We start from the raw sequence: 22,015 nt of genomic DNA, 5'->3' as shown, positions 1-22,015 counted from the left end.
CGCGCCCGGCACCACCAAGGAGAATCTCGACCATGTCAAACACCCAGACCCCGGTGACCGAGGAAACCGCTGCAGGCGGCGGAATCCACCCCACCGAGAACAAGTTCACGAGCTGGCTCAGCCACCTGCTGTCCGACCTCGGCAAAAACGGTATCTTCATCGCCCTCCTGGTGGTCGTGCTGTTCTTCGCCGTCGTGACAGATGGCATCCTGCTGCGCCCGCAGAACATCTCGAACCTCATCGTCCAGAACGGGTACATCCTCGTTCTGGCGATCGGCATGGTGATGATCATCATCGCCGGGCACATCGACCTGTCTGTCGGCTCCGTCGCCGCGTTCGTCGGCGCCTGCTCCGGCGTCTTCGCCGTGAGCTGGGGGCTCCCGTGGTGGCTCGCCGTGATCATGTCGCTCGGCATCGGTGCCCTCGTCGGTGTCTGGCAGGGTTTCTGGATCGCCTACGTGGGCATACCCGCGTTCATCGTGACCCTCGCAGGCATGCTGATCTTCCGCGGGCTCGCACTCGTGGTGCTCGGCAACGCCAACATCGGCTCGTTCCCCACCGAGTACCGTGCACTCGGCAACGGCTTCCTCAGCGACGTTTTCGGTGATCTCGAACTCGATCCGCTCACCCTCATCGTCGCGGCCGTCGCCGTCGTCGCGCTGATCGTCGGCCAGTTCCGCACCCGCTCAGCCAGGCAGAAGTACGGCCAGGACGTCGAACCGATCGTCTGGTTCGTGGCGAAGCTCGTTCTGATCACGGTCGCGATCGGCTTCTTCGCCTACGCGCTCGCCAGCTACAAGGGCATCCCGGTCACCCTGATCGTGCTCGCCGTCCTGGTGCTCATCTACGGCATCATCATGAATCGCAGCGTCTTCGGCCGTCACGTCTACGCCATCGGTGGTAACCGTCACGCCGCTGAGCTCTCGGGAATCAAGACCCGCAAGACCGACTTCCTGCTCTTCGTGAACATGGGCGTTCTCGCGGCTCTCGCCGGACTGATCTTCACCGCGCGCCTCAACCTCGCCGGCCCGAAGGCCGGAGACGGATTCGAGCTCGAGGCCATCTCGGCCGCGTTCATCGGTGGAGCTGCGGTGCAGGGTGGTGTCGGAACCATCGGCGGCGCGATCATCGGTGGTCTGATCATCGGTGTCCTCAACAACGGAATGTCGATCCTCGGCCTCGGTATCGAGTGGCAGCAGGCCGTCAAGGGTCTCGTGCTGCTCCTCGCCGTCGCTTTCGACGTCTACAACAAGCGTCGCTCAGGCGGAAAGTAACACGGCGCCCGGGGCCGCTTCCCGCGGCCCCGGGCTCTTCTGATGAAAGAGAACCGGATGCCCTTCGTCGGCGATCTGCCGGACGGCGCGCGGCTGATCGCCGTCCTCGGCGGCCTGCCCGCGAGCGGCGGGACGCCGTCGATCGGTTCCGAGCCCCTCACCGTGCCGTTCCAGTCGGTCGGCGACAACGTCCTCCTCGGGTCCGAGGGGGAGAGCGGCTTCTTTCTCCGCAAACGGGACCTCGCCCGGCGTGCGACCGAGCTTCTCGAGCTCGTCGGTCTGCCGGTCTCCCCGGCGACACCGATCCTCGACCTCGATGTGGTCGCGCAACGCATCGTGGAGCTCGCGCGGGCCCTGGCCCGACGGCCGGGATCCGTGCTCATCGACGACCGGTCGCTCGCGTTCGGCGCCGACGATGCCGAACGCTGGTATGCCGCCGTCGCGCGCGCCGCTGCTGTGACGACGGTGCTCGTCGCCGTTTCCGGGCTGGCCGAACTTGCTGTTGCGCCCCGGCCGGTCGACGCGGTGCTTGTCGTGCGCAACGGCTCCGCCGTCGGCTCGGCTGCGCCATCCGAACAGGACCGGCTGCTCGCTCTGCTCACCGGCGACGAGAACTCACCCGGGCCGGTCGACCGCGTCCTCGGGCCGGTGGTGCTCGAAGTCTCCGATCTGACGGTGACCCACCCGCTCCATCGTGCTCGACCCGTGATCGAGGGCGCATCGCTCAGCGTCCGGTCAGGAGAAATCCTCGGCCTCGCCGGAGCTGAAGCGCTGATCCTGGGCGTCTTCGGTGCGTCGTCCGGCGGTCGCGTGAGTGGGAGCATCCGTCTGGATGGGGTCGTCGTCGACCTGTCCACGGTTGAGAAGGCGATCGCCGCACGTGTGCTCTTCATCTCCGAGCATCCGCCGACATACGATGTCGGCCTTCTCGGCGGCATCCCGACCAGCGTCTCGGGCGAATCCCTTGCCCGGCTCGCCCGAACCGGGCTGATCGACCCGCGCAGGAACTATGTGCCGCGCCAGGCGCCGTCGATGCTGCTGTCGGCTTTCCCCGGCTCCCGTTCGCGACCGTCGACCGCCGACATGAACGAGGTCCTCGCAGGCTGGGCCGTCACCCCGCCGCGGGTGACCCTCATCACCGAACCCTTCTCAGGACTCGGCCCCTCCGACCGGGACGAACGCAGGGCGCTGATCGAAGCCATTGCCGCCGCCGGTTCCGCCGTCCTCCTCGAAGCAGCGGATGCCGCGCAGCTCGTCGGGTTGAGCGACCGTATCCTCGTGCAGCGCCGCACCCGCATCTCCGCAGAACTTTCCCGCGAGGAGGCGACCGTCCGCGGACTCGCCTCGCTCAGCATCCGACCCGGATTACAACGTTAGAATTGAGGACGACGTGACAGACCAGAATGCGCGCGACAGCGGGCACCCCGAAGACGAAGGAGTCGAGACGATGACCGATCGAGCTGACAACCAGCAAACGGAACGCTACGTGATCGGGGTCGACTACGGCACCCTGTCCGGTCGCGCCGTCGTCGTGCGAGTGTCGGACGGCGCGGAGCTCGGCAGCGCGGTCCTCGACTACCCGCACGGCGTCATGGACACCGCACTCGTCACAAGCGGCAAGACGCTGCCGCCGGACTGGGCACTCCAGGTACCGCAGGATTACGTCGACGTGCTCAGGACCGCCGTGCCCGAAGCTGTGAAGATCGCCGGCATCGACCCGGCATCCGTCATCGGTCTCGGAACCGACTTCACGGCATGCACCATGGTGCCGACCCTCGCAGACGGCACCCCACTCAGCGAGCTGCCCGAGTACGCCGACCGCCCGCACGCCTACGTCAAGCTGTGGAAGCACCACGCCGCCCAGCCCCAGGCGGACCGCATCACCGAGCTGGCGGCATCCCGCGGTGAAAGCTGGCTGCCGCGCTACGGCGGACTCATCTCGAGTGAGTGGGAGTTCGCGAAGGGGCTGCAGCTGCTCGAAGAAGATCCCGAACTGTACAACCGCATGGACCACTGGGTCGAGGCCGCGGACTGGATCGTCTGGCAGCTCACCGGCGAGTACGTCCGTAACGCCTGCACCGCGGGCTACAAGGGCATCTATCAGGACGGTGAATACCCGAGCCGCGACTACCTCGCCGCCCTCAACCCCGACTTCGCCGACTTCGTCGAGACCAAGGTCGACCATCCGATCGGACAGCTCGGAGACGCCGCAGGCCGACTGTCGGCCGAGGCAGCAGCCTGGACCGGACTGCCTGAGGGCATTGCCGTCGCCGTCGGCAACGTCGACGCCCACGTCGCAGCCCCCGCAGCGCGCGGGGTGCTCCCCGGGCAGATGGTCGCCATCATGGGAACATCCACCTGCCACGTCATGAACAGCGACAAGCTCGTCGAGGTCCCCGGCATGTGCGGCGTCGTCGACGGCGGCATCGTGTCCGGCCTCTATGGCTACGAAGCCGGCCAGTCCGGTGTCGGCGACATCTTCGCCTGGTACGTGAAGAACCAGGTTCCGTCCTCGTACTACGAGGCGGCGGAAGAAGCAGACCTCAGCATCCACCAGTATCTGACGAGCCTGATCCAGGACCAGCCCGTCGGCGGCCACGGCCTCGTCGCGCTCGACTGGCAGTCAGGAAACCGTTCTGTCCTCGTCGACCACGAGCTCTCCGGCGTCGTGCTCGGCACCACGCTCACCACGCGGGCCGAAGAGATCTACCGCGCGCTGTTCGAGGCCACCGCATTCGGCACCCGGGTCATCGTCGAGACCTTCAACGCCTCCGGTGTTCCCGTCACCGAGTTCATCGTCGCCGGTGGACTGCAGAAGAACCCCTTCCTCATGCAGACCTACTCGAACATCCTGCGGATGCCGATCTCCACGATCGCGAGCGACCAGGGTCCCGCCCTCGGATCGGCCATCCATGCCGCGGTCGCTGCGGGCGCGTACGCCGATGTGCAGGCGGCCGGGCAGGCCATGGGCAAGGTCAACAAGAACGTGTTCACCCCGGATGAAGAGGCGGCGACCTCATACGACCGCCTCTTCGCCGAGTACCGCGAACTGCACGACTACTTCGGTCGCGGCGGCAACGACGTCATGCACCGGTTGCGTCAGCTGAAGCGGGAGGCACTCGCGTGAGCACCTTCCCCCCTGAGATCGAGGTCGCCATCGCCCGGGTCAGGGCAGACGTGTCCCGCCTTCACGGTGAACTCGTGCGCTATGGGCTCGTCGTCTGGACCGGCGGCAACGTCTCCGGCCGAGTTCCGGGCGCCGACCTCTTCGTGATCAAGCCGTCCGGCGTGAGCTACGACGACCTGGCACCGGAGAACATGATCCTCTGCGACCTCGACGGCGCCGTCATCCCCGGCACCCCCGGTTCAGAGCGTTCCCCGTCGAGCGACACGGCAGCCCACGCCTACGTGTACCGCAACATGCCCGAGGTCGGCGGCGTCGTCCACACCCACTCCACCTACGCGGTGGCGTGGGCGGCGCGCAACGAACCCATCCCGTGTGTGATCACGGCGATGGCCGACGAGTTCGGCGACGAGATCCCCGTCGGACCGTTCGCCATCATCGGAGACGACTCGATCGGCCGGGGCATCGTCGAGACGCTCGCCGGCCACCGCAGCCGTGCCGTGCTCATGGCCAACCACGGTCCATTCACGATCGGCAAGGACGCGAAGGATGCCGTGAAGGCCGCCGTCATGGTCGAGGACGTCGCCCGCACCGTGCACATCTCACGCCAGCTCGGTGAGGCCGTTCCGATTCCCCAGCCCGCCATCGATTCCCTTTTCGACCGCTACCAGAACGTCTACGGCCAGGCGCCGCAGGGCGCGCTCGCCGACTCCCAAGGAGACACCAATGCCTAAGCTGACCACCTCACTCGACCAGTACGAAGTCTGGTTCCTCACCGGAAGCCAGAACCTCTACGGCGAGGAGACCCTCAAGCAGGTCGCCGACCAGTCGCAGGAGATCGCCCGCGTCCTCGGCGCGGCATCCGATATCCCGGTGAAGGTCGTCTGGAAGCCCGTGCTCAAGGACTCCGAGTCGATCCGCCGGGCGGCCCTCGACGCGAACGCCGACGACACGGTGATCGGCCTCATCGCCTGGATGCACACCTTCTCTCCCGCGAAGATGTGGATCGCCGGCCTTGACGCCCTGACGAAGCCGCTGCTGCACCTGCACACGCAGGCCAACGTGGCGTTGCCGTGGGGCGAGATCGACTTCGACTTCATGAACCTCAACCAGGCCGCACACGGCGACCGGGAGTTCGGTTACATCCAGACCCGACTCGGCGTCTCGCGCAAGACCGTCGTCGGCCACGTCTCGAACCCGGCCGTCACCGCCCAGGTCGGCACCTGGATGCGCGCCGCCGCCGGCTGGGCAGCCACCCACGAGCTCAAGCTCGCCCGCTTCGGTGACAACATGCGCTACGTCGCCGTCACCGAGGGTGACAAGACCGAAGCCGAGCTGAAGTTCGGCGTTCAGGTCAACACCTGGGGAGTGAACGAACTGGCGGATGCCGTCGCCGCGGCTTCCGAGAGCGACATCGACGCCCTCGTGGCCGAGTACGAAGAGCTCTACGACGTCGTGCCCGAGCTGCGGAAGGGCGGCGACCGCCACGCATCGCTCCGCGATGGTGCTGCGATCGAGATCGGACTGCGGTCCTTCCTCGAAGAGGGCGGCTTCGGCGCGTTCACGACCTCGTTCGAAGACCTCGGCGCGCTCAAGCAACTCCCAGGACTCGCCGTGCAGCGGCTCATGGCCGAGGGCTACGGTTTCGGTGCCGAGGGGGACTGGAAGACCGCGATTCTCGTGCGCGCGGCATCCGTCATGGGGGCCGGTCTGCCCGGCGGCGCCTCGCTCATGGAGGACTACACCTACCACCTCGTCCCCGGCGAGGAGCAGATCCTCGGCGCCCACATGCTCGAGGTCAGCCCGGGCCTCAGCTCGGCCAAACCGACGCTGGAGATCCACCCGCTCGGCATCGGCGGCAAGGACGACCCGGTGCGGCTCGTGTTCAGCACCGACCCGGGCCCGGCCATCGTGGTCGCGATGAGCGACATGCGCGACCGGTTCCGCCTGGTGGCGAACGTCGTCGACGTGATCGAGCCGGCCGAAGCGCTGCCGAACCTTCCTGTCGGCCATGCCGTCTGGAAGCCGCAGCCGTCGTTCTCGACCTCAGCTGCAGCCTGGCTGACCGCCGGGGCCGCACACCACACGGTCATGTCGACCGCGGTCGGGCTCGATGTCTTCCGTGATTTCGCAGAGATCGCGAAGACCGAGCTGCTCGTCATCGACAACGACACCACCCTCGACGGGTTCTCCCGCGAGGTGCGCTGGAACAACGCCTACTACCGCCTGGCGCAGGGCTTCTAGCCCTCGTCGATTCTGGGGACGGATGCCGACCGGCATCCGTCCCCTTTTTCCTGCGTTTTGTGATCGCTCACAAAGCGCACCGAAATGTTCCATATCCCTCTTGCGCTTAGCGTTTTGTGAGCGCTAACATTCGAGGCACGGCCAGAATGGACTGGCCGACCGGTACCACGACACAGCACTCGCTTCTCCGTCGTCGCCGGCCGAACAAGGAGGTTTGGTTGTGAAGAAAACACTGGGAGCTGCCGTCGCCATCGGCGCACTGCTCCTCGCACTCACGGGGTGCGCGCAAGAGGCAGGCGGAGGATCCGAGGGGCCAACAGCCCCGGAAGACATCGTCGTCGGATTCGCACAGGTCGGCGCCGAGAGCGGCTGGAGGACGGCCAACACCGCAGACATCCAGTCGGCCTTCAAGGACGCAGGGATCGAACTGAAGTTCTCTGACGCCCAGCAGAAGCAGGAGAACCAGATCAAGGCCATCAGGTCGTACATCCAGCAGGACGTCGATGTCATCGCCTTCTCGCCGGTCATCGAATCCGGGTGGGATGCTGTTCTCAACGAGGCGAAAGACGCCGGCATCCCGGTCGTTCTCACCGACCGCGCCGTCGACAGCACCGACGACTCGCTCTATGTCAGCTTCCTCGGCTCCGACTTCATCGAGGAGGGCAAGAAGGCCGGCGACTGGCTCGTCGAGGAGTTCGCCGACTCGAGCGACCCGGTGAAGATCATCCAGCTCGAAGGCACGACAGGCGCCGCCCCTGCTCTCGACCGGGCAGAAGGCTTCGCCGAGGTGATCAAGGCCGACGAGAAGTTCGAAGTGGTTGCATCACAGACCGGCGACTTCACTCGCGCGGGCGGCAAGCAGGTCACTGAGGCCCTGCTCAAGTCCAACCCGGATGTCGACGTGATCTACGCGCACAACGACGACATGGGACTCGGGGCGATCGAAGCGATCGAGGCCGCTGGCATGACGCCGGGCGAAGACATCACCATCATCACGGTCGACGCCGTGAAGGATGGCATGCAGGCCCTCGCCGACGGCAAGATCAACTTCATCGTCGAATGCTCGCCGCTTCTCGGCAAGCAACTCGTCGACATCGTGACCAAGGTGGTCGCCGGTGAAGAGGTCGAGAAGCGCATCATCACGGAAGAGACGACGTTCACGCAGGAGCAGGCCGTCGAGGCCCTCCCCGATCGTCAGTACTAAGAAATCACCAGCAGCGTATCGGGGCCGGGTAGTCCGGCCCCGATACGCTGCGATCACATCGACGTCCCTCAGCGCAGAGAGATCACAGCATGACCGAACCACAGCCAGCCGTTGCGATGGAGAACATCTCCATCAGTTTTCCGGGGGTGAAAGCCCTCGATGATGTCAGCTTCCGGATGTTCCCCGGCGAAGTCCACTCGCTCATGGGCGAAAACGGCGCGGGCAAGTCGACGCTCATCAAGGCGCTGACCGGCGTCTACCGGATCGACAGTGGAGTGATCACCGTCGGAGGCGAATCGGTTTCGTTCTCGGGAACCGCGGAGGCGCAGGCCGCCGGGGTATCGACCGTCTACCAGGAGGTGAACCTCCTCACCAACCTCACCGTCGCCGAGAACATTCTTCTCGGCCGCGAACCACGTCGCTTCGGTGGCATCGACTGGAAAGCAACCCGCAGGCGGGCATCCGAACTGCTTCACCGTCTCCACCTCGACATCGATCCGAACTCGCGGCTCGGTTCGCATTCGCTCGCTGTGCAGCAACTCGTGGCCATTGCGCGCGCAACAGACATCAACGCTCGCGTCCTCATCCTCGACGAACCCACCTCGAGCCTGGACGCCGATGAGGTCCAGGAACTGTTCCGCATCATCAGGAACCTCAAGGACGCCGGGGTCGCCATCCTTTTCGTGTCGCACTTCCTCGACCAGGTGTACGAGATCTCCGACCGGCTCACCGTGTTGCGCAACGGCAAGCTCGTCGGCGAGTACCTCACGGACGAGATCCTCCGGATCGAACTGGTCCAGAAGATGATCGGCAAGGAACTCACCGTTCTCGAGGCGCTCGAGCGCAAGACGAAGGCGCAGTCCGTCGATGAGGAGGCGCTCGTTCCCTACCTCTCGGCGATCGGGCTCGGCCGTAAAGGGTCGATCGAACCGATCGACCTCGAGGTGTACGAGGGGGAAGTGGTCGGACTCGCCGGCCTCCTCGGCTCCGGCCGCACCGAACTCGCCCGTATCCTCGCCGGAGTCGATCGAGCGGATGCCGGAACGCTCACCGTCGAGGGCATCCCGAAACGGATCCGGACCCCGCGCCAGGCGATCCGTGACCGCATCGTCTACTCGAGCGAGAACAGACGGGCCGAAGGAATCCTCGACGACCTGACGGTGCGGGACAACATCGCGCTCGCACTGCAGGCCGACCGCGGCTGGTTCCGACCGATCCCGAAGAAGAGACAGACCGAACTCGCCGAGAGTTACATCCAGGCGCTCAACATCCGTCCCGCTGACCCCGACGCTCTCCTTCGCAACCTCTCGGGAGGCAACCAGCAGAAAGTGCTGCTCGCCCGGTGGCTGGCCATCGCGCCGCGGCTACTCATCCTCGACGAACCCACCCGCGGGATCGACGTGGGGGCGAAGGCCGAGATCCAGAAACTGGTCTCCAACCTCGCCGAGAACGGCATGAGCGTGCTCTACATCTCCGCAGAACTCGACGAGGTCCTCCGGCTGAGCCACCGGGTCGCCGTCATGCGTGACCGTCGCATGGTCGCAGACATCGAGAACGACGATTTGTCGACGGACAACCTGCTCGCCATCATCGCCGAGGGTTCTGAGACGGAGGCCGTCGCATGAGGCGATTGATGGCACACCGGCTGTTCTGGCCTGTGGCGATGCTGCTGGCCCTGTTCCTCGTCAACCTGATCGCCTTCCCCGGGTTCTTCTCCATCCAGGTCCGTGACGGGCACCTGTTCGGAAGCCTCATCGACATCCTGCGGAACGGATCGCCGACACTGATGATCGCCGTCGGCATGACACTTGTCATCGCGACCCGCGGGATCGACCTCTCGGTGGGTGCGGTCTGTGCGATCTCCGGCGCTGTGGCCTGCTCGATCATCCTTGGCTCCCCGGACCCCGGCAGCCCCGGCACCGTCATCGTCGCGGTCGTCGTGGCCATCCTCATCTCACTCGTGCTCGGACTGTGGAACGGATTCCTCGTCGCCGTGCTCGGCATCCAGCCGATCATCGCCACGCTCATCCTGATGACCGCCGGTCGCGGCGTCGCCATGCTCATCACCGAGGGTCAGATCCTCACGGTGAACAGCCCGCCGTTCAAGGTGCTCGGGTCGGGCTTCTTCGCCGGACTCCCGGTCTCGGTCCTCATCGCCGCAGCGCTGTTCCTCTTCGCGCTGCTCCTGACGCGCCGAACTGCGCTCGGGCTGATGATCGAAGCTGTGGGTATCAACCCGGAGGCATCCCGTCTCGCTGGTGTCCGGTCGCGCGGCCTCTTGATCAGTGTCTACGTCTTCACGGCATTCTGTGCGGCGATCGCCGGACTCGTGCTCACGAGCAACCAGACAGCAGCGGATGCCAACAACACCGGCCTGTTCATCGAGCTCGATGCCATCCTCGCCGTCGTCATCGGTGGCACATCCCTCGCCGGCGGCCGGTATTCACTGCTCGGCACGCTGATCGGGGCGCTCGTGATCCAGACCCTGGTGACGACGGTGTACACGGTCGGCATCCCGCCGATCGCGACGATGGTGTTCAAGGCCGCCGTGGTCACCGCCGTCTGCCTGCTCCAGTCACCGCGCACGACTGAGCTCATCGACTCGTGGCATCGCCGCGTCGCCGCTCGACGCATCCCGGAGGTTTCCGCATGACCGCTCTCGCACCGTCGCCGCCCGGCCGCGCCACCCGACCGATCGACCAGGTCCGCAACGCCCTGACCAACCCGAAGTACGGACCGGTCATCGTCACCGGTGTGCTTCTCGTCGGCATGTTCGTTGCCGGTGCGTTCCGCTACCGCGGTTTCACGAACCCGCAGGTGGTCGCGAACCTCTTCATCGACAATGCCTACCTCCTCGTTCTCGCCGTCGGCATGACGTTCGTCATCCTGACCGGGGGGATCGACCTCTCCGTCGGCGCAGTCCTGGCGATGTCGACGATGATCACGGCCACCCTGCTGCAGTCGGGTTGGTCGCCAGGAGTGATCATTCCGCTCGTCCTGGTTCTGACGTCCGTCCTCGGCCTGCTGGTCGGCCTGATGATCCACTACTTCCAGATCCAGCCCTTCATCGCGACGCTCGCCGCCATGTTCCTCGCCCGCGGTCTCTGTTACGTCATCAGCAACACGACGATCTCCATCGTCGACCCGGTGTTCGTCGCGCTGGCGCAGACGCGCATCCCACTGGCGCCGCGGCTGAGCATCACCCCGAGCGTGATCATCGCGATCGTCGTCATCGCCGTCGCCGTCTTCGTGCTGCACTACACGCGCCTCGGGCGCACGGTGTATGCGATCGGCGGCAGCGAGCAGTCCGGCGTGCTGATGGGCCTGCCGGTCGCCCGCACCAAAGTGCTGGTCTACGTGATCAGCGGATTCTGCTCCGGACTCGCGGGGGTGTTGTACAGCTTCTACACGCTGTCTGGGTACGCGCTGACGGCGATCGGAACGGAACTCGATGCCATCGCCGCCGTGGTGATCGGCGGCACGCTGCTGACGGGTGGATACGGTTTCGTCCTCGGATCGGTGCTCGGTGTTCTCGTGCTGGGGACCATCCAGACCCTCATCACCTTCGACGGGAACCTCACCTCGTGGTGGACGCGGATCTTCATCGGTGCCCTGCTGCTCGTGTTCATCATCCTGCAGAAGGTTCTGACCGGGAGACGGACGTGACGGCATCCGCTGTGCCGTGACGCCGCCCGGGTGAACTTTCGGGTCGCCACGAGGCGCGATAATCGAGTGAGAAGGCAGGGGCGCGAGTCGCCGGGCAGGAGTGGGCCGAGGTGGTGACAAACGACGATGAGCGGGCGCGCGTCGCCAACATCTTCGACGTCGCACGCCTCGCCGGTGTGAGCCATCAGACCGTTTCTCGGGTGCTCAACGACCTGCCGAACGTGCGGCCGGCCACACGCGACCGGGTCGAGAAGGCCATCAAACAGTTGCGCTACACGCCGTCTCAGGCTGCACGGGCGCTCGTGACCCGACGCTCTAGGACGATCGGCCTGATCACGACAGGGGGCCCGGACTATGGACCCTCATCGACCGCGCTCCACTTCAACGACGCCGCACGCGACGCCAGGTATGCGGTGAGCATGGCAAGCATGCTCGATTCGGATCCGACGTCGCTGCGTTCGGCCGTCGAGCTGCTCGTCCGGCAGAATGTCGAGGCCATCGTGCTCATCGCCGCACACGCTGGTGCGCTCGACGCGATTCTGGGGATCGAACTCGGAGTTCCGCTGGTCGCGGTCGATGCCGGGGGACGCCCCGGTGTGCACAGCGTCGCGCTCGACCAGTACGCGGGAGCGCGGGCCGCCGTCGAGCACCTGATCGGGCTCGGTCACCGCGACATCCGGCACATCTCCGGGCCTCGGGATTCGGCGGATGCCGCCGAGCGGGTCAGGGGTTGGAAGGATGCGCTCGGTGCGGCCGGACTTGTGGCGCGCGAGCATCTCGTCGGCGACTGGACCCCGGCGAGCGGACACCGCCACGGCGCCGTGCTCGCCGCCGACCGCGAGATGACGGCTGTCTTCTCGGGCAATGACCAGATGGCGCTCGGTCTCATGCACGCACTCAGCCAGGCCGGGCTGCGCGTACCACAGGACGTCAGCGTCGTCGGGTTCGACGACATCCCGGAGGCGGAGCACTTCGCGCCTCCACTGACCACGATCCGTCAGGACTTCGACGGCCTCGGGCGCGACATCATGACGGAGCTGCTCGCTGTGCTCCGCGACGAGGAGGCAGCCGACCTGCCACGGATCGTGCCCGAGCTCGTCGTTCGCGAGTCGACCGCGCCACCGCGGTCCTGATTCTGGTCGGGCTGTCACGCTCAACAGGAGTGCGGTTCTGAACAACGTCGATTTCTCCTGTTGAGTGTTCGTTTGCGACGGATTCTTCTGTTGAGCGTCACAAGGGGTGGGGTTCTGGCAGTGTGGAGAGCATGAGTGATCTTCGAGTGGCCATCGCGCCTGACTCCTTCAAAGGCACGGCGACCGCGACGGAGGTGACGGCGGCGCTCGCCGAAGGCTGGCTCGGGGAACGGCCGGGTGACACCCTGATCCGGATGCCTCTGGCCGACGGCGGAGAAGGGACCCTCGACGCGTTCGAACTCGCTGTGCCAGATGCGAGGCGGATGCCGGTGACGGTGACGGGCCCGGACGGGCGGCCGGTCGCCGCGAGCTGGATCCTCCTGCCGGATAACTCGGCGGTCGTCGAGCTTGCGGTCACCAGCGGCATCACCCTGCTCGACCCGCTTCAGCCGCTCGATGCCCACACGATCGGGTTCGGGGAGGCCATCGCCGCCGCGCTCGACTCCGGTGTCGACCGGCTCTACCTGGCCATCGGAGGCAGCTCGTCCACCGACGGGGGCGCAGGAGCGCTGACTGCGCTCGGTGCCGTCTTCAGCGACGCATCCGGGCAGCAGATCGCCCCGGGCGGGCGTGGCCTCGCGACCGTCGCCGCCGTCGACACCACGCAGCTGCGGGTGCTTCCGGCCGGAGGAGCGACGATCCTCACCGACGTGACCAACCCGTTGCTCGGGCCGTCAGGCGCCGCGGCCGTTTTCGGTCCGCAAAAGGGAGCGACGCCCAGCGAGGTCGCCGAGCTCGATGCCGCCCTTGAGCTGTTCGCGACCGTGATCGGTGGAGACACGGGCAGACCGGGCGCGGGCGCTGCGGGCGGCACCGGGTTCGCGCTCACCGCCTGGGGCGCGCACATCGCAGCCGGAGCCGACGCGATCGGTGAGGTGATGCACGCGCCAGAGACGGTGGCATCCGCAACGGTCGTGATCACAGGGGAAGGGCGTTTCGATGGTCAGTCGGATGCCGGCAAGGTGCCGTCGTACGTGCGGTCGCTTGCCGAGCAGACCGGGGCGTCACCGCTGCTTGTCGCCGGCGCGATCACGGCCGAGCCGGTCGGGTTCGCCCACGCGGTCTCGCTGACAGAGCTCGCCGGCAGCGCGGACGCCGCCATGTCCGACACGGCGCACTGGCTCCGTGAGGCGGGCGCCGCCCTCGCCCGGTCGGTCAGCGCCGGCTCGTAGCGCTGGCGTGCGCACGGTCTCCTCACGGGTTCCGGACGCACTCACGTGGTGCGCCGGGTGCGTCTGCCCGTCGCGCCGTCGGCATCCGCTCGCGAGTGCGTCGTCTGCCTCGACTAGAGCCCGAGCGTGGGATTGGCAGCGCGGAGGGCGTCGAGGGCGGAGGCCGCTGCCGGCCCTGTCGTGGTGAGCGCGGTCGCGTTGGACATGATCCACACCGCGCCGGTGAACAGATGGGTGGCAGCTGTCGTCGACACCTCGTTCTCGCCGGTCATCTCGTAGCCGGTGACGGTGCCCGTCGTCACGCTCGAGAACCCCGCACCGACCAGGGCCGACTCGAGGTCGGCGCGTTGCGTCGCCGTCACCTCGACCGCGTGGATCGTGAACACGCCGTCGGAGTTCGGCACCCCCCACGCGCAGGCGCGCGCCTGGCTCGCTGCGGCGAGCGTGCTGTCGATCTCGGCGACCGGGAACCATCCGCTGGATTCGGTGGGCGATCGCTCGCCGAGGAACTCGGTGGCGTCGGAGAAGAGAGCCCGTGCCTGCGCGATCGGCAGCAGCGTCTCGCATTCGACGATGGTGAGGGGTTCAACCGTTGGGGTGGGTGTCGCCGTCGCAGAGGGAGTTGCGGATTCCGATGAACCGGAGCCCGGACTCGGTGTGGGCGCAGTGGGTGTGCAGCCCGCGACGGCAACCGCCATCGCGAGACACGCTACGACCACCGTGGGCCTCATGGGCAGGATGTTAGTCCTCGCACCGCCTCTCCGATAGGGGTACATCGACGTCGGATCCGGCGGCACCCTGCGGCGCGCCCTCACGCCGCGTACTCCGGTGTTCCTGCCCTGCTCATGTGCGTACCCGGTGAGCGGGTTCGGAAGGGATGAGTGCCTGCCCGCCGGTCAGGCGAGCCAGCGGCGCAGCGTCTCCGCCTCGCGTGGCAGCACGGCCGGGTCGTCGCCGGGGACGAACTCGAGCAGGGCATCCGTCACCCCCGGAATCGCGCGCAGAGAGGTCAGCACCCGCTGCCACAGCTCGGCCCGGCCGGCCAGCGGCAGCGGTTCGGAATCCGGCCACCACGAGAACACGTGCACCGTCGACACCCACGGCGCGACGGCCTCGAGTTCAGCGAGAGCCCGCTCGTCGTCGAGTCCTTTCGTCGGCTGCCAGTACGAACTGACGTTGGCGGATGCCGTCTCCTCCAGCAGACGTCGAGCGGATGCGCCGCTGTCGGTGAGGGTCCCGCCATGGAACTCGAGGGCGAGCTCGACTCCGTAGTCCTCGGCACGCAGCGCGCTCTCGCGGAGGATCGCCGTCGTCTCCGCGCGTTCCGCCGCCGACACGCTGCCTGATCCGTTGCGCCCCGCCCAGACCCGGACCCGCGGGGCGCCGAGAGCGGATGCCACGGCGAGGGTCTCGTCGATGTCGTCGTCAGGGGTGCACCGGAAGTACGAACCGAGCGACGCCACGGCCAGGCCGGCCTCGCGGGTTCGTTCGCCGACCCGCCTCGCCCGCTCGAGGTCCCCTGGCGGAACGTGGACATCGGTGCCCCACTCGATCGACTGGAGACCGGCCCCGACGGCGTGCGCGATCACCTTTTCGACGCTGAGGTCTCGGAACGTCACCGAGCAGAGCCCGGCCCGGATGGATGCCGTCGAGCGCGTCGTCATGGTTCCAGCGTATGCACGGTCGGTTCGTCCCGGAAGGGCCGATCAGAGAACGCCGACGCCTGAGAGGTACGGGGAGACGACGGCGTCGAACGCGGATGCCGTGCGGCCCGCCACCTCCGGCCAGGACGCGTCCCAGATCTCCTGGTTGAAGATTTCCACCTCGATGTCTCCCGCATACCCGGAGGCGACCACAGCAGTGGTGAGCGATGCGAAGTCGATCACGCCGTCGCCAGGATAGTGGCGGGAGAGGAGCACATCGGCTGCGAGCGGCGTCGCCCAGTCACAGACCTGATAGCTGGCGATCCGCCCGCTCGCCCCCGCCCGTGCGATCTGGTCGAGCACCTGCGGATCCCACCAGACGTGGAAGGTGTCGACGACGACGCCGACGGCCTCGGCGGGGAACTGCTCGGCGATGTCGAGGGCCTGGCCGAGGGTCGACACCACCGCGCGGTCTGACACGTACATCGGATGCAGCGGCTCGATCGCGAGCGTCACCCCTGCTTCCAGCGCGTAGTCGGAGAGTTCCCCGAGAGCATCCGTCACCCGCGATCGCGCACCGATGAGGTCGCGCGAGCCGGCGGGAATGCCCCCGGCGACCAGCACGAGTGCGGGAGCCCCGAGGGCTGCGGTCTCGTCGATGGCCCGCCGGTTGTCGTCGATGGCCGCGCGTCGTTCGGCGCCCTCTGCCAGGGTGAAGAAGCCTCCGCGGCACATGCTCGACACGCGCAGGCCGGAATCCTCGACGAGCTTCACGCTGGCAGCGAGGCCCACTTCGGCCACTGGTTCACGCCAGAGGCCGATGCTCGTGTACCCCGCATCGGCGGTGACGCGGAGGGCGTCGGCCAGTGGTGCGTACTTGATCGTCGCTTGGTTGAGCGACAGGAGGGGATGGGTCATGCGCGGATTCCGTTCAGGGCGAGCTGGCCGTGCCAGCGGGCGGCGGCGAGCTCGGGCCGTTCGAGGGCACCGGCCTCGTTCGCGAGCCGGACGATCTCGGAGAGATGCGGCAGGCTCCTCGCGGAATGCAGTCCCCCGACCATGCTGAACGCTTGCTGGTGACCGTTGAGCCAGGCGAGAAAGGCGATGCCCGTCTTGTAGTAGAACGTCGGTGCCGCGAAGATCTGACGCGACAACGCCTCGGTCGGGCCGAGAATCCGACGGTAGCGCGTGACATCACCGGCGTCGAGCGCCTGAACGGCAGCCGATGCGTTGGGGGTGACGGCCGCGAAGGCGCCGAGCAATGCGTCGGAGTGGGCAGTGTCGTCTCCGGCGATGAGGTCGACGTAGTTGAAATCGTCTCCGGTGAACAACGTCGCCGACTCGGGCAGGCGCGATCGCACGGAGACCTCGTGCGACGCATCCAGGAGGCTCATTTTGATTCCGCGGATGCTGTCGGCGTTTTCACGGATGATCTCGAGAACCGTGGCAGACGACTTCTCGAAATCGGTCGAGCCGAAGTATCCGGCCAGTACCGGGTCGAACGCTTCGCCGAGCCAGTGCAGGGTCACCGGTGTCGTCGCGGCAGCGAGAACCTCCCGGTAGACGCGGAGATAGTCGTCGGCGTTCGTCGCGGCCCGAGCGAGATGTCTGCTGGCCATCAGAACGACGCCGGCACCGGCATCCTCGGTGAAATGCAGCTGTTCCTTGTACGCGTCGATGACGGCGTCGAGAGTGATGACCTCGTCGGCGACATGGTCGGTGTTGACGCCGACGACGAGTGCGCCGTCGACCGTCCGGGCTTCGGCCGCGCTGCGGGTGATGAGCTCGCGCGTTGCCGCGGTGTCGAGTCCCATGTTGCGCTGTGCAGTGTCCATGGCGTCGGCGACACCGAGCCCCCACGACCAGACGTGGTGCCTGAATGCGAGCGTCGCATCCCAGTCGATGTCTGCGGGCCTGCCGGGCGTGTTGTCTGCGAAGGTCTTCGGGATGACGTGCGCTGCGGCGTACGCGACGCGGGACCGGAGCGGCTGCCGGGGTTTCTCGAACGCCGGTGCTGGAGCGAGTTCCGTCGTGCTCACCGAGCCGTCGGCGGCGAGAAGGGCGAGCTCGGTCATGCGGGGACCGGGATGCTGACCGGGGCGAGGGCGATGCGGGTGCCGGTCTCGGAGCTCTTCAGCCCCTGTTCGGCGAGCTGAACGCCGCGTGCGCCGGCGAGGAAGTCGAACGGGTTGGGGGCGTCGTCGACGACGTGGAGGATGAACTCCTCCCACTGTGTCTTGAACCCGTTCTGGAAGACGTCGTTGGTCGGAACCTCGAGCCAGTCGGTGTCGTAGTCGTGGGTTTCGGCGAGGTCGGGGTTCCAGACCGGCTTCGGCGTTGCCGTTCGCGGCTGGATCTTGCAGCCGAAGAGACCGACGACGGCGCTGCCGTGGGTGCCGTCCACCTGGAACTCGACGAGTTCGTCACGGTTGACCCGCACCGTCCAGCTGGAGTTGAGCTGGGCGATGATGCCGCCCTCGAGTTCGAAGACGGCATATGCGGCGTCGTCTGCGGTGGCCTCGTAGCTGTCGCCCCGCTCGTCGACCCGGGTGGGGATGTGGGTGACCGCCCGGGCGTAGACGCTCTCGACGCGACCGAACAGGTTCTCGAGAACGTAGTTCCAGTGCGGGAACATGTCGACGATGATGCCGCCGCCGTCTTCCTTGCGGTAGTTCCAGCTGGGGCGCTGGGCGTCCTGCCAGTCACCCTCGAACACCCAGTAGCCGAATTCGCCGCGCACAGACAGGATGCGTCCGAAGAAGCCCGAGTCGATGAGGCGCTTGAGCTTCTGCAGGCCGGGGAGGTAGAGCTTGTCGTGTACGACGCCGTTCTTGACGCCGGCCTCATCGGCGAGGCGGGCGAGTTCGAGGGCTTCCTCGAAGCTTTCAGCCGTCGGCTTCTCGGTGTAGATCGCCTTGCCGGCTGCGATGGCCTTCCTGATGGCGGATGCTCGCGCCTGCGTGACGAGGAAGTCGGCGTAGATCTGCCACCGGTCGTCGGCGAGCGCTTCGTCGAGATTGGTGGTGTAGTGGGCGATGCCGTGCTTCTCGGCGAGGTCCTTGAGTTTCTGCTCGTTGCGACCGACGAGGATCGGCTCCACCTGAACGCGCGTACCGTCGGCGCGGAGCACGCCTCCCTGCTCGCGGATGGCGAGGATCGAGCGCAGCAGGTGCTGACGGTAGCCCATGCGTCCCGAGACGCCGTTCATGATGATTCCGATGGTCGACTCTGACACGTTGTGCTCTCTCCTCGAGGTGGTCCCGACCGTCGGCGACAGCCGGGAAAGCGTTTACCCGAGTGTAGGACAGAACGGCGCTTTCCGGCAAGTGGCCGGGCGGGGCTGGTCGCGCCCGCCCGGTCAGCGGGGCGGCGTGCTTTCGCGGACGACGACCGTGCTGCCGATCGTGACGGCGGCATCCGTGTCCTCGCCGATGGCCAGGGCGAGTGCCTGCGCCCCGATCTCCTCGAGCGGGATCCGCACGGTGGTGAGCGGCGGCGTGATGTCTCGGACGGTGGGGATGTCGTCGAAGCCGGCGATCGCGATCGCATCGCCGGGAACCACCCCGGCCTCCCTGAATGCCGACAGGGCGCCGACGGCCATGACATCGCTCGCCGCGAAGACGAGGTCGATGTCGTCGAGCCCCTGCTCGATCAGCTGGACCGCCCCGGAGAAGCCGCCGTCCCTGGTGAACTCGGAACGCACGATGTGGTCGGGACGGATGCTGAGATCGTGTTCGGCGAGTCCTGCAGCGAAGCCGGCGAGGCGGTCGCGCGAGGTGAGGAGGTCATCGGCGCCGGTGATCGCCGCGAACCGGCGGTAGCCGAGCTCGACGAGGCGCGTCGCCAGCATCCGGGCGCCATCGGTGTTGTCGATCACGACGGTGCGGAAGGGGAGTTCGTTCTGGCTGATGAACACCACCCGTCCACCGTTCTGCTCGAACGCGGTGAGTTCGGTGATGAGGGCCTGCTCGCCGTCGCTCGCGCTCGAGCGTGATCCGGCCAGGATCATCACCCGCGGTCGTTGCCCGCGGAGGGCGCGGACGAGTTCGAGTTCGCGGTCGGGGCTCCGGCCGGTCACCGCCATGGTCACCACGAGACCCGATTGCTCGGATGCCCGGATCACGCCGGCGGCGATCGACGAGAAGTAGGGGTCGGCGATGTCGGCGACGAGCAGGGCGACGGTGTTCGTTGCGCCTTTCGCGACGGCCTGGGCCGAGAGGTTGGGGGTGTAATTGAGCCGGGCGGCCGCCGCGAGCACCTTTTCCCGGTACGCCTCGTTGACCTTGCGTTCGCTCCCGTTCAGCGCTCGGGACGCCGTCGCAAGCGACACGCCGGCCTCGCGGGCGACGTCGTGCAGTGTGACAGGGGAGGTGCGAGGGGGCTGATCCATGGGTCTCCCGTTCGGGCCAGACGTGCACGGCATCGTGCCGGGGCGAGGTCGATGCCATTGTGCCACGACCGCCGGCGGGAGAGCAGGAGCCTGCCCGGTGTGGGAGAACGCTTTCCCTGTTATCGTGGGAGCCTCAACCGTCAGGGAGGCACGTCGATGGGCAGTGAAGCGAGCACCGATCCACTCCCGCCGCGACTGCAGGAGACCCCAGGCGGCCTGTCGATCAGCTCAGGGAAGACGAACCTCGCGAGCTACGTCACTGCACCGGATGTCGCGGCGATCGAATCGCCCAGGCCGTACCTGCACCCGATCCGCACCCTCGGCGGCACGGTCGTCAGCGACTACCGACCGGCCGATCATGACTGGCACTGGGGGCTCTCGATTGCGGTGTCGAACATCGCGGTGGAGGGTGAAGAGCTGCCGGTGAACGTGTGGGGTGGCGTGACCTTCACCGGGACGGAGGGCTATGTCCAGCTCGACAACAACGGCAGCCAGGTCCACGAGTCCTTCACGGCAGTGGACCAGGGTATGCGCGAGCACCTGCGCTGGAGCACGGCGACCGGGCGATCGTTCCTCAGCGAGGAACGGACCTTGCTGGCACGGGTCGTTCCGGTTCCGGGTGCTGGCGCGGCGTGGCGCCTCGATGTCTCTACCGTCTGGACCAACATCACCGACGGCATCCTGCGATTCGGGAGCCCGACCACCGCCGGCCGGGTGAACGCCGGGTACGGCGGACTGTTCTTGCGTGGCGCCGGGGCGTTCACCGACGCCACCGTTGTGACGCCACGGCCCGGTGGCGATCCGATGGGTCAGACCGGGCCGTGGCTCGCACTCGCCCGCGATTCCGCCACTGTGGCGATGGCCGCTTGCCCGGCGAATCCGGTCGCACCGACCCCCTGGTTCGTGCGCACCGAGACGCCGATGCTGTGCGCTGCACCGTTCTTCCACGAGGAATGGCTCCTTGCGGCCCACGACTCGGCGACTTGGGGCTGGAGCCTGCTCATCGCAGACGGGCGGCTCGATGCCGGCCAGGTGTCCGCGGTGTTCGCCGACGCGTGAGCGGACGCACGCCCGGCGCTCCGCGTCAGCGCAGCCGGCCCAGCGAGTCCCGGATCCGCTCGAACACATCGGCATCGACGTCGACTCCTGCAGACCGCAGCGTGAGCACGGCGGCCCCGATGACACCGTCGGGCACCTGGCGGGTCTCTGAGACGAGCCCGGATGCGCTGGCAGCCGTCACGACGGCATCCGCCACGACGCTCTCCTGCGCGAGGATGCTTCCCCCGAGCACGAGCGGGCCGGTCAGGTCGGGCGACGCCACCGCCCCGAACAGGCGGGCGAGGGCTGCGGCCGCGTCGGTGAGGATCGCCCGGGCAGCATCATCCCCAGCCGCCCGGAACGCGAGGGGCGCGAATCGCGAGAGTTCGACAGGTCGCATCCGGTAGACGGCATCCGTCACCAGGCGAAGCACGCCTGGCCGGCCGTCCGCGTCGGTGCCTGACTCGGTTTCGAGCTCGAGCGCCTCGACCAGGAGTGTGGTGAGAGCGGTGGGCTTTGCCCGGCCGTCGAGGGCGGCAACGGCCTCACGCACGACGCGATGGCCGATCCAGAACCCCGAACCGACGTCGGCGAGCAGCCAGCCGAGGCCGTCCGCTGCACGGTCGACGACCCCGTTCTTCACCCGGATGCCTGCCGCCCCTGTCCCGGCGACGAGGGCATAGCCCTCCGGCTCGTAGGTGCCGGCGAAGAACGTAGCCAGCAGGTCGGAGCGCAGTTCGATGTCGCCGACGAACCCGGCGGCCGTCAGGGCGTTCGACACCCACGCGGTGTCTGTGTGCACGCCAGAGCCAGCCATCGCGAGGATGCCGCCGCCGACATCGTTCGGGGACCGCCTGGCAGCGGACGCCGCCGACCGGACGGCGGCGACGACAGCGGATGCCGCGCGCTCCGGCCCCGCCGAGATCGGGTTGCCGCCACCGGCGACTCCGTAGCCGAGACAGGTGCCGTCCGGCTCGACGAGCACGGCACGGGTGCTCGTGCCGCCGGCGTCAACTGCGAGAAAGGCGGGCATCGTCATCACACCGAAACAGAAACAAGGGCATCGT

General features: G+C 67.3%; 19 protein-coding genes. 12 read left to right on the top strand and 7 right to left on the bottom strand.

Annotated features, from left to right (window positions below):
- The first annotated feature begins 32 nt into the window (after window positions 1–32).
- From mmsB to IWX78_RS00560, 11 genes are all read left to right on the top strand, one after another.
- Complete coding sequence (gene mmsB / locus IWX78_RS00610) at window positions 33–1,274, top strand: multiple monosaccharide ABC transporter permease (protein WP_196831468.1); 1,242 nt, start codon at window positions 33–35, stop codon at window positions 1,272–1,274.
- Between the two features lie 57 nt (window positions 1,275–1,331).
- Window positions 1,332–2,651: a sugar ABC transporter ATP-binding protein gene (locus tag IWX78_RS00605; protein WP_196831467.1), complete on the top strand. Its 1,320-nt coding sequence runs from the start codon at window positions 1,332–1,334 to the stop codon at window positions 2,649–2,651.
- Window positions 2,652–2,721: 70 nt separating this feature from the next.
- Window positions 2,722–4,401: a ribulokinase gene (araB, locus tag IWX78_RS00600; protein WP_196832062.1), complete on the top strand. Its 1,680-nt coding sequence runs from the start codon at window positions 2,722–2,724 to the stop codon at window positions 4,399–4,401.
- Window positions 4,398–5,132, top strand: coding sequence for an L-ribulose-5-phosphate 4-epimerase (locus tag IWX78_RS00595; RefSeq protein ID WP_196831466.1), 735 nt, complete (start codon window positions 4,398–4,400; stop codon window positions 5,130–5,132). Before araB ends, IWX78_RS00595 begins: the two co-directional genes overlap by 4 nt.
- Entirely contained in the window at window positions 5,125–6,642 is a 1,518-nt protein-coding gene (gene araA, locus IWX78_RS00590) for an L-arabinose isomerase (protein ID WP_196831465.1), read from the top strand. Before IWX78_RS00595 ends, araA begins: the two co-directional genes overlap by 8 nt.
- Window positions 6,643–6,862: 220 nt before the next feature.
- Window positions 6,863–7,846, top strand: coding sequence for an ABC transporter substrate-binding protein (locus IWX78_RS00585; RefSeq protein ID WP_196831464.1), 984 nt, complete (start codon window positions 6,863–6,865; stop codon window positions 7,844–7,846).
- A gap of 89 nt (window positions 7,847–7,935) precedes the next feature.
- A complete protein-coding gene (locus tag IWX78_RS00580; protein WP_196831463.1) occupies window positions 7,936–9,471 on the top strand; it encodes a sugar ABC transporter ATP-binding protein in 1,536 nt (511 codons plus the stop codon).
- Window positions 9,468–10,499, top strand: a complete 1,032-nt coding sequence (locus IWX78_RS00575; protein WP_196831462.1) for an ABC transporter permease — start codon at window positions 9,468–9,470, stop codon at window positions 10,497–10,499. Before IWX78_RS00580 ends, IWX78_RS00575 begins: the two co-directional genes overlap by 4 nt.
- Window positions 10,496–11,512, top strand: a complete 1,017-nt coding sequence (gene yjfF / locus IWX78_RS00570; RefSeq protein ID WP_196831461.1) for a galactofuranose ABC transporter, permease protein YjfF — start codon at window positions 10,496–10,498, stop codon at window positions 11,510–11,512. The genes IWX78_RS00575 and yjfF overlap by 4 nt, the downstream gene beginning before the upstream one ends.
- 110 nt (window positions 11,513–11,622) lie before the next feature.
- The gene (locus IWX78_RS00565) at window positions 11,623–12,645 is read left to right on the top strand and encodes a LacI family DNA-binding transcriptional regulator (protein WP_334684470.1); all 1,023 of its coding nucleotides are present in this window, start codon (window positions 11,623–11,625) and stop codon (window positions 12,643–12,645) included.
- Between the two features lie 131 nt (window positions 12,646–12,776).
- Window positions 12,777–13,877, top strand: a complete 1,101-nt coding sequence (locus IWX78_RS00560; RefSeq protein WP_196831460.1) for a glycerate kinase — start codon at window positions 12,777–12,779, stop codon at window positions 13,875–13,877.
- 113 nt (window positions 13,878–13,990) lie between these two features.
- On the opposite strand, the gene IWX78_RS00555 is transcribed toward IWX78_RS00560, so the two are convergent.
- From IWX78_RS00555 to IWX78_RS00530, 6 genes are all read right to left on the bottom strand, one after another.
- Window positions 13,991–14,608, bottom strand: a complete 618-nt coding sequence (locus IWX78_RS00555) for a hypothetical protein (protein ID WP_196831459.1) — start codon at window positions 14,606–14,608, stop codon at window positions 13,991–13,993.
- A gap of 165 nt (window positions 14,609–14,773) precedes the next feature.
- The gene (locus tag IWX78_RS00550; RefSeq protein WP_196831458.1) at window positions 14,774–15,541 is read right to left on the bottom strand and encodes a sugar phosphate isomerase/epimerase family protein; all 768 of its coding nucleotides are present in this window, start codon (window positions 15,539–15,541) and stop codon (window positions 14,774–14,776) included.
- A gap of 42 nt (window positions 15,542–15,583) precedes the next feature.
- On the bottom strand, window positions 15,584–16,438 hold the full coding sequence (locus IWX78_RS00545; RefSeq protein WP_196831457.1) for a sugar phosphate isomerase/epimerase family protein: 855 nt from the start codon (window positions 16,436–16,438) through the stop codon (window positions 15,584–15,586).
- Window positions 16,435–17,595, bottom strand: a complete 1,161-nt coding sequence (locus IWX78_RS00540) for a dihydrodipicolinate synthase family protein (protein WP_196831456.1) — start codon at window positions 17,593–17,595, stop codon at window positions 16,435–16,437. The genes IWX78_RS00545 and IWX78_RS00540 overlap by 4 nt, the downstream gene beginning before the upstream one ends.
- The gene (locus tag IWX78_RS00535) at window positions 17,592–18,728 is read right to left on the bottom strand and encodes a Gfo/Idh/MocA family protein (RefSeq protein WP_196832060.1); all 1,137 of its coding nucleotides are present in this window, start codon (window positions 18,726–18,728) and stop codon (window positions 17,592–17,594) included. Before IWX78_RS00535 ends, IWX78_RS00540 begins: the two co-directional genes overlap by 4 nt.
- Before the next feature lie 150 nt (window positions 18,729–18,878).
- A complete protein-coding gene (locus tag IWX78_RS00530) occupies window positions 18,879–19,910 on the bottom strand; it encodes a LacI family DNA-binding transcriptional regulator (protein ID WP_196831455.1) in 1,032 nt (343 codons plus the stop codon).
- 156 nt (window positions 19,911–20,066) lie between these two features.
- Here IWX78_RS00530 and IWX78_RS00525 point away from each other — a divergent pair, with 156 nt between their 5' ends.
- Window positions 20,067–20,969: a PmoA family protein gene (locus tag IWX78_RS00525; RefSeq protein WP_196831454.1), complete on the top strand. Its 903-nt coding sequence runs from the start codon at window positions 20,067–20,069 to the stop codon at window positions 20,967–20,969.
- 25 nt (window positions 20,970–20,994) lie between these two features.
- Here IWX78_RS00525 and IWX78_RS00520 read toward each other — a convergent pair whose 3' ends face one another.
- Window positions 20,995–21,987 (bottom strand): N-acetylglucosamine kinase, encoded by a 993-nt coding sequence (locus IWX78_RS00520; RefSeq protein ID WP_334684533.1) that lies wholly within the window; start codon window positions 21,985–21,987, stop codon window positions 20,995–20,997.
- Between the last annotated feature and the right edge of the window lie 28 nt (window positions 21,988–22,015).

The organism is Mycetocola sp. CAN_C7, assembly GCF_015752285.1.
Lineage (GTDB): Bacteria > Actinomycetota > Actinomycetes > Actinomycetales > Microbacteriaceae > Mycetocola_A.
Note: the sequence above shows the minus strand (reverse complement) of the source record. Positions and strands in the feature narration are given on the sequence as shown.

What these genes read in the sequence shown, in the direction of transcription:
- mmsB (WP_196831468.1), top strand. Translation starts at nt 33, where the DNA reads ATGTCAAACACCCAGACCCCGGTGACCGAGGAAACCGCTGCAGGCGGC.
- IWX78_RS00605 (WP_196831467.1), top strand. Translation starts at nt 1,332, where the DNA reads ATGCCCTTCGTCGGCGATCTGCCGGACGGCGCGCGGCTGATCGCCGTC.
- araB (WP_196832062.1), top strand. Translation starts at nt 2,722, where the DNA reads ATGACCGATCGAGCTGACAACCAGCAAACGGAACGCTACGTGATCGGG.
- araA (WP_196831465.1), top strand. Translation starts at nt 5,125, where the DNA reads ATGCCTAAGCTGACCACCTCACTCGACCAGTACGAAGTCTGGTTCCTC.
- IWX78_RS00580 (WP_196831463.1), top strand. Translation starts at nt 7,936, where the DNA reads ATGACCGAACCACAGCCAGCCGTTGCGATGGAGAACATCTCCATCAGT.
- IWX78_RS00575 (WP_196831462.1), top strand. Translation starts at nt 9,468, where the DNA reads ATGAGGCGATTGATGGCACACCGGCTGTTCTGGCCTGTGGCGATGCTG.
- yjfF (WP_196831461.1), top strand. Translation starts at nt 10,496, where the DNA reads ATGACCGCTCTCGCACCGTCGCCGCCCGGCCGCGCCACCCGACCGATC.
- IWX78_RS00560 (WP_196831460.1), top strand. Translation starts at nt 12,777, where the DNA reads ATGAGTGATCTTCGAGTGGCCATCGCGCCTGACTCCTTCAAAGGCACG.
- IWX78_RS00555 (WP_196831459.1), bottom strand. Translation starts at nt 14,608, where the DNA reads ATGAGGCCCACGGTGGTCGTAGCGTGTCTCGCGATGGCGGTTGCCGTC.
- IWX78_RS00550 (WP_196831458.1), bottom strand. Translation starts at nt 15,541, where the DNA reads ATGACGACGCGCTCGACGGCATCCATCCGGGCCGGGCTCTGCTCGGTG.
- IWX78_RS00545 (WP_196831457.1), bottom strand. Translation starts at nt 16,438, where the DNA reads ATGACCCATCCCCTCCTGTCGCTCAACCAAGCGACGATCAAGTACGCA.
- IWX78_RS00540 (WP_196831456.1), bottom strand. Translation starts at nt 17,595, where the DNA reads ATGACCGAGCTCGCCCTTCTCGCCGCCGACGGCTCGGTGAGCACGACG.
- IWX78_RS00535 (WP_196832060.1), bottom strand. Translation starts at nt 18,728, where the DNA reads ATGAACGGCGTCTCGGGACGCATGGGCTACCGTCAGCACCTGCTGCGC.
- IWX78_RS00530 (WP_196831455.1), bottom strand. Translation starts at nt 19,910, where the DNA reads ATGGATCAGCCCCCTCGCACCTCCCCTGTCACACTGCACGACGTCGCC.
- IWX78_RS00525 (WP_196831454.1), top strand. Translation starts at nt 20,067, where the DNA reads ATGGGCAGTGAAGCGAGCACCGATCCACTCCCGCCGCGACTGCAGGAG.
- IWX78_RS00520 (WP_334684533.1), bottom strand. Translation starts at nt 21,987, where the DNA reads ATGACGATGCCCGCCTTTCTCGCAGTTGACGCCGGCGGCACGAGCACC.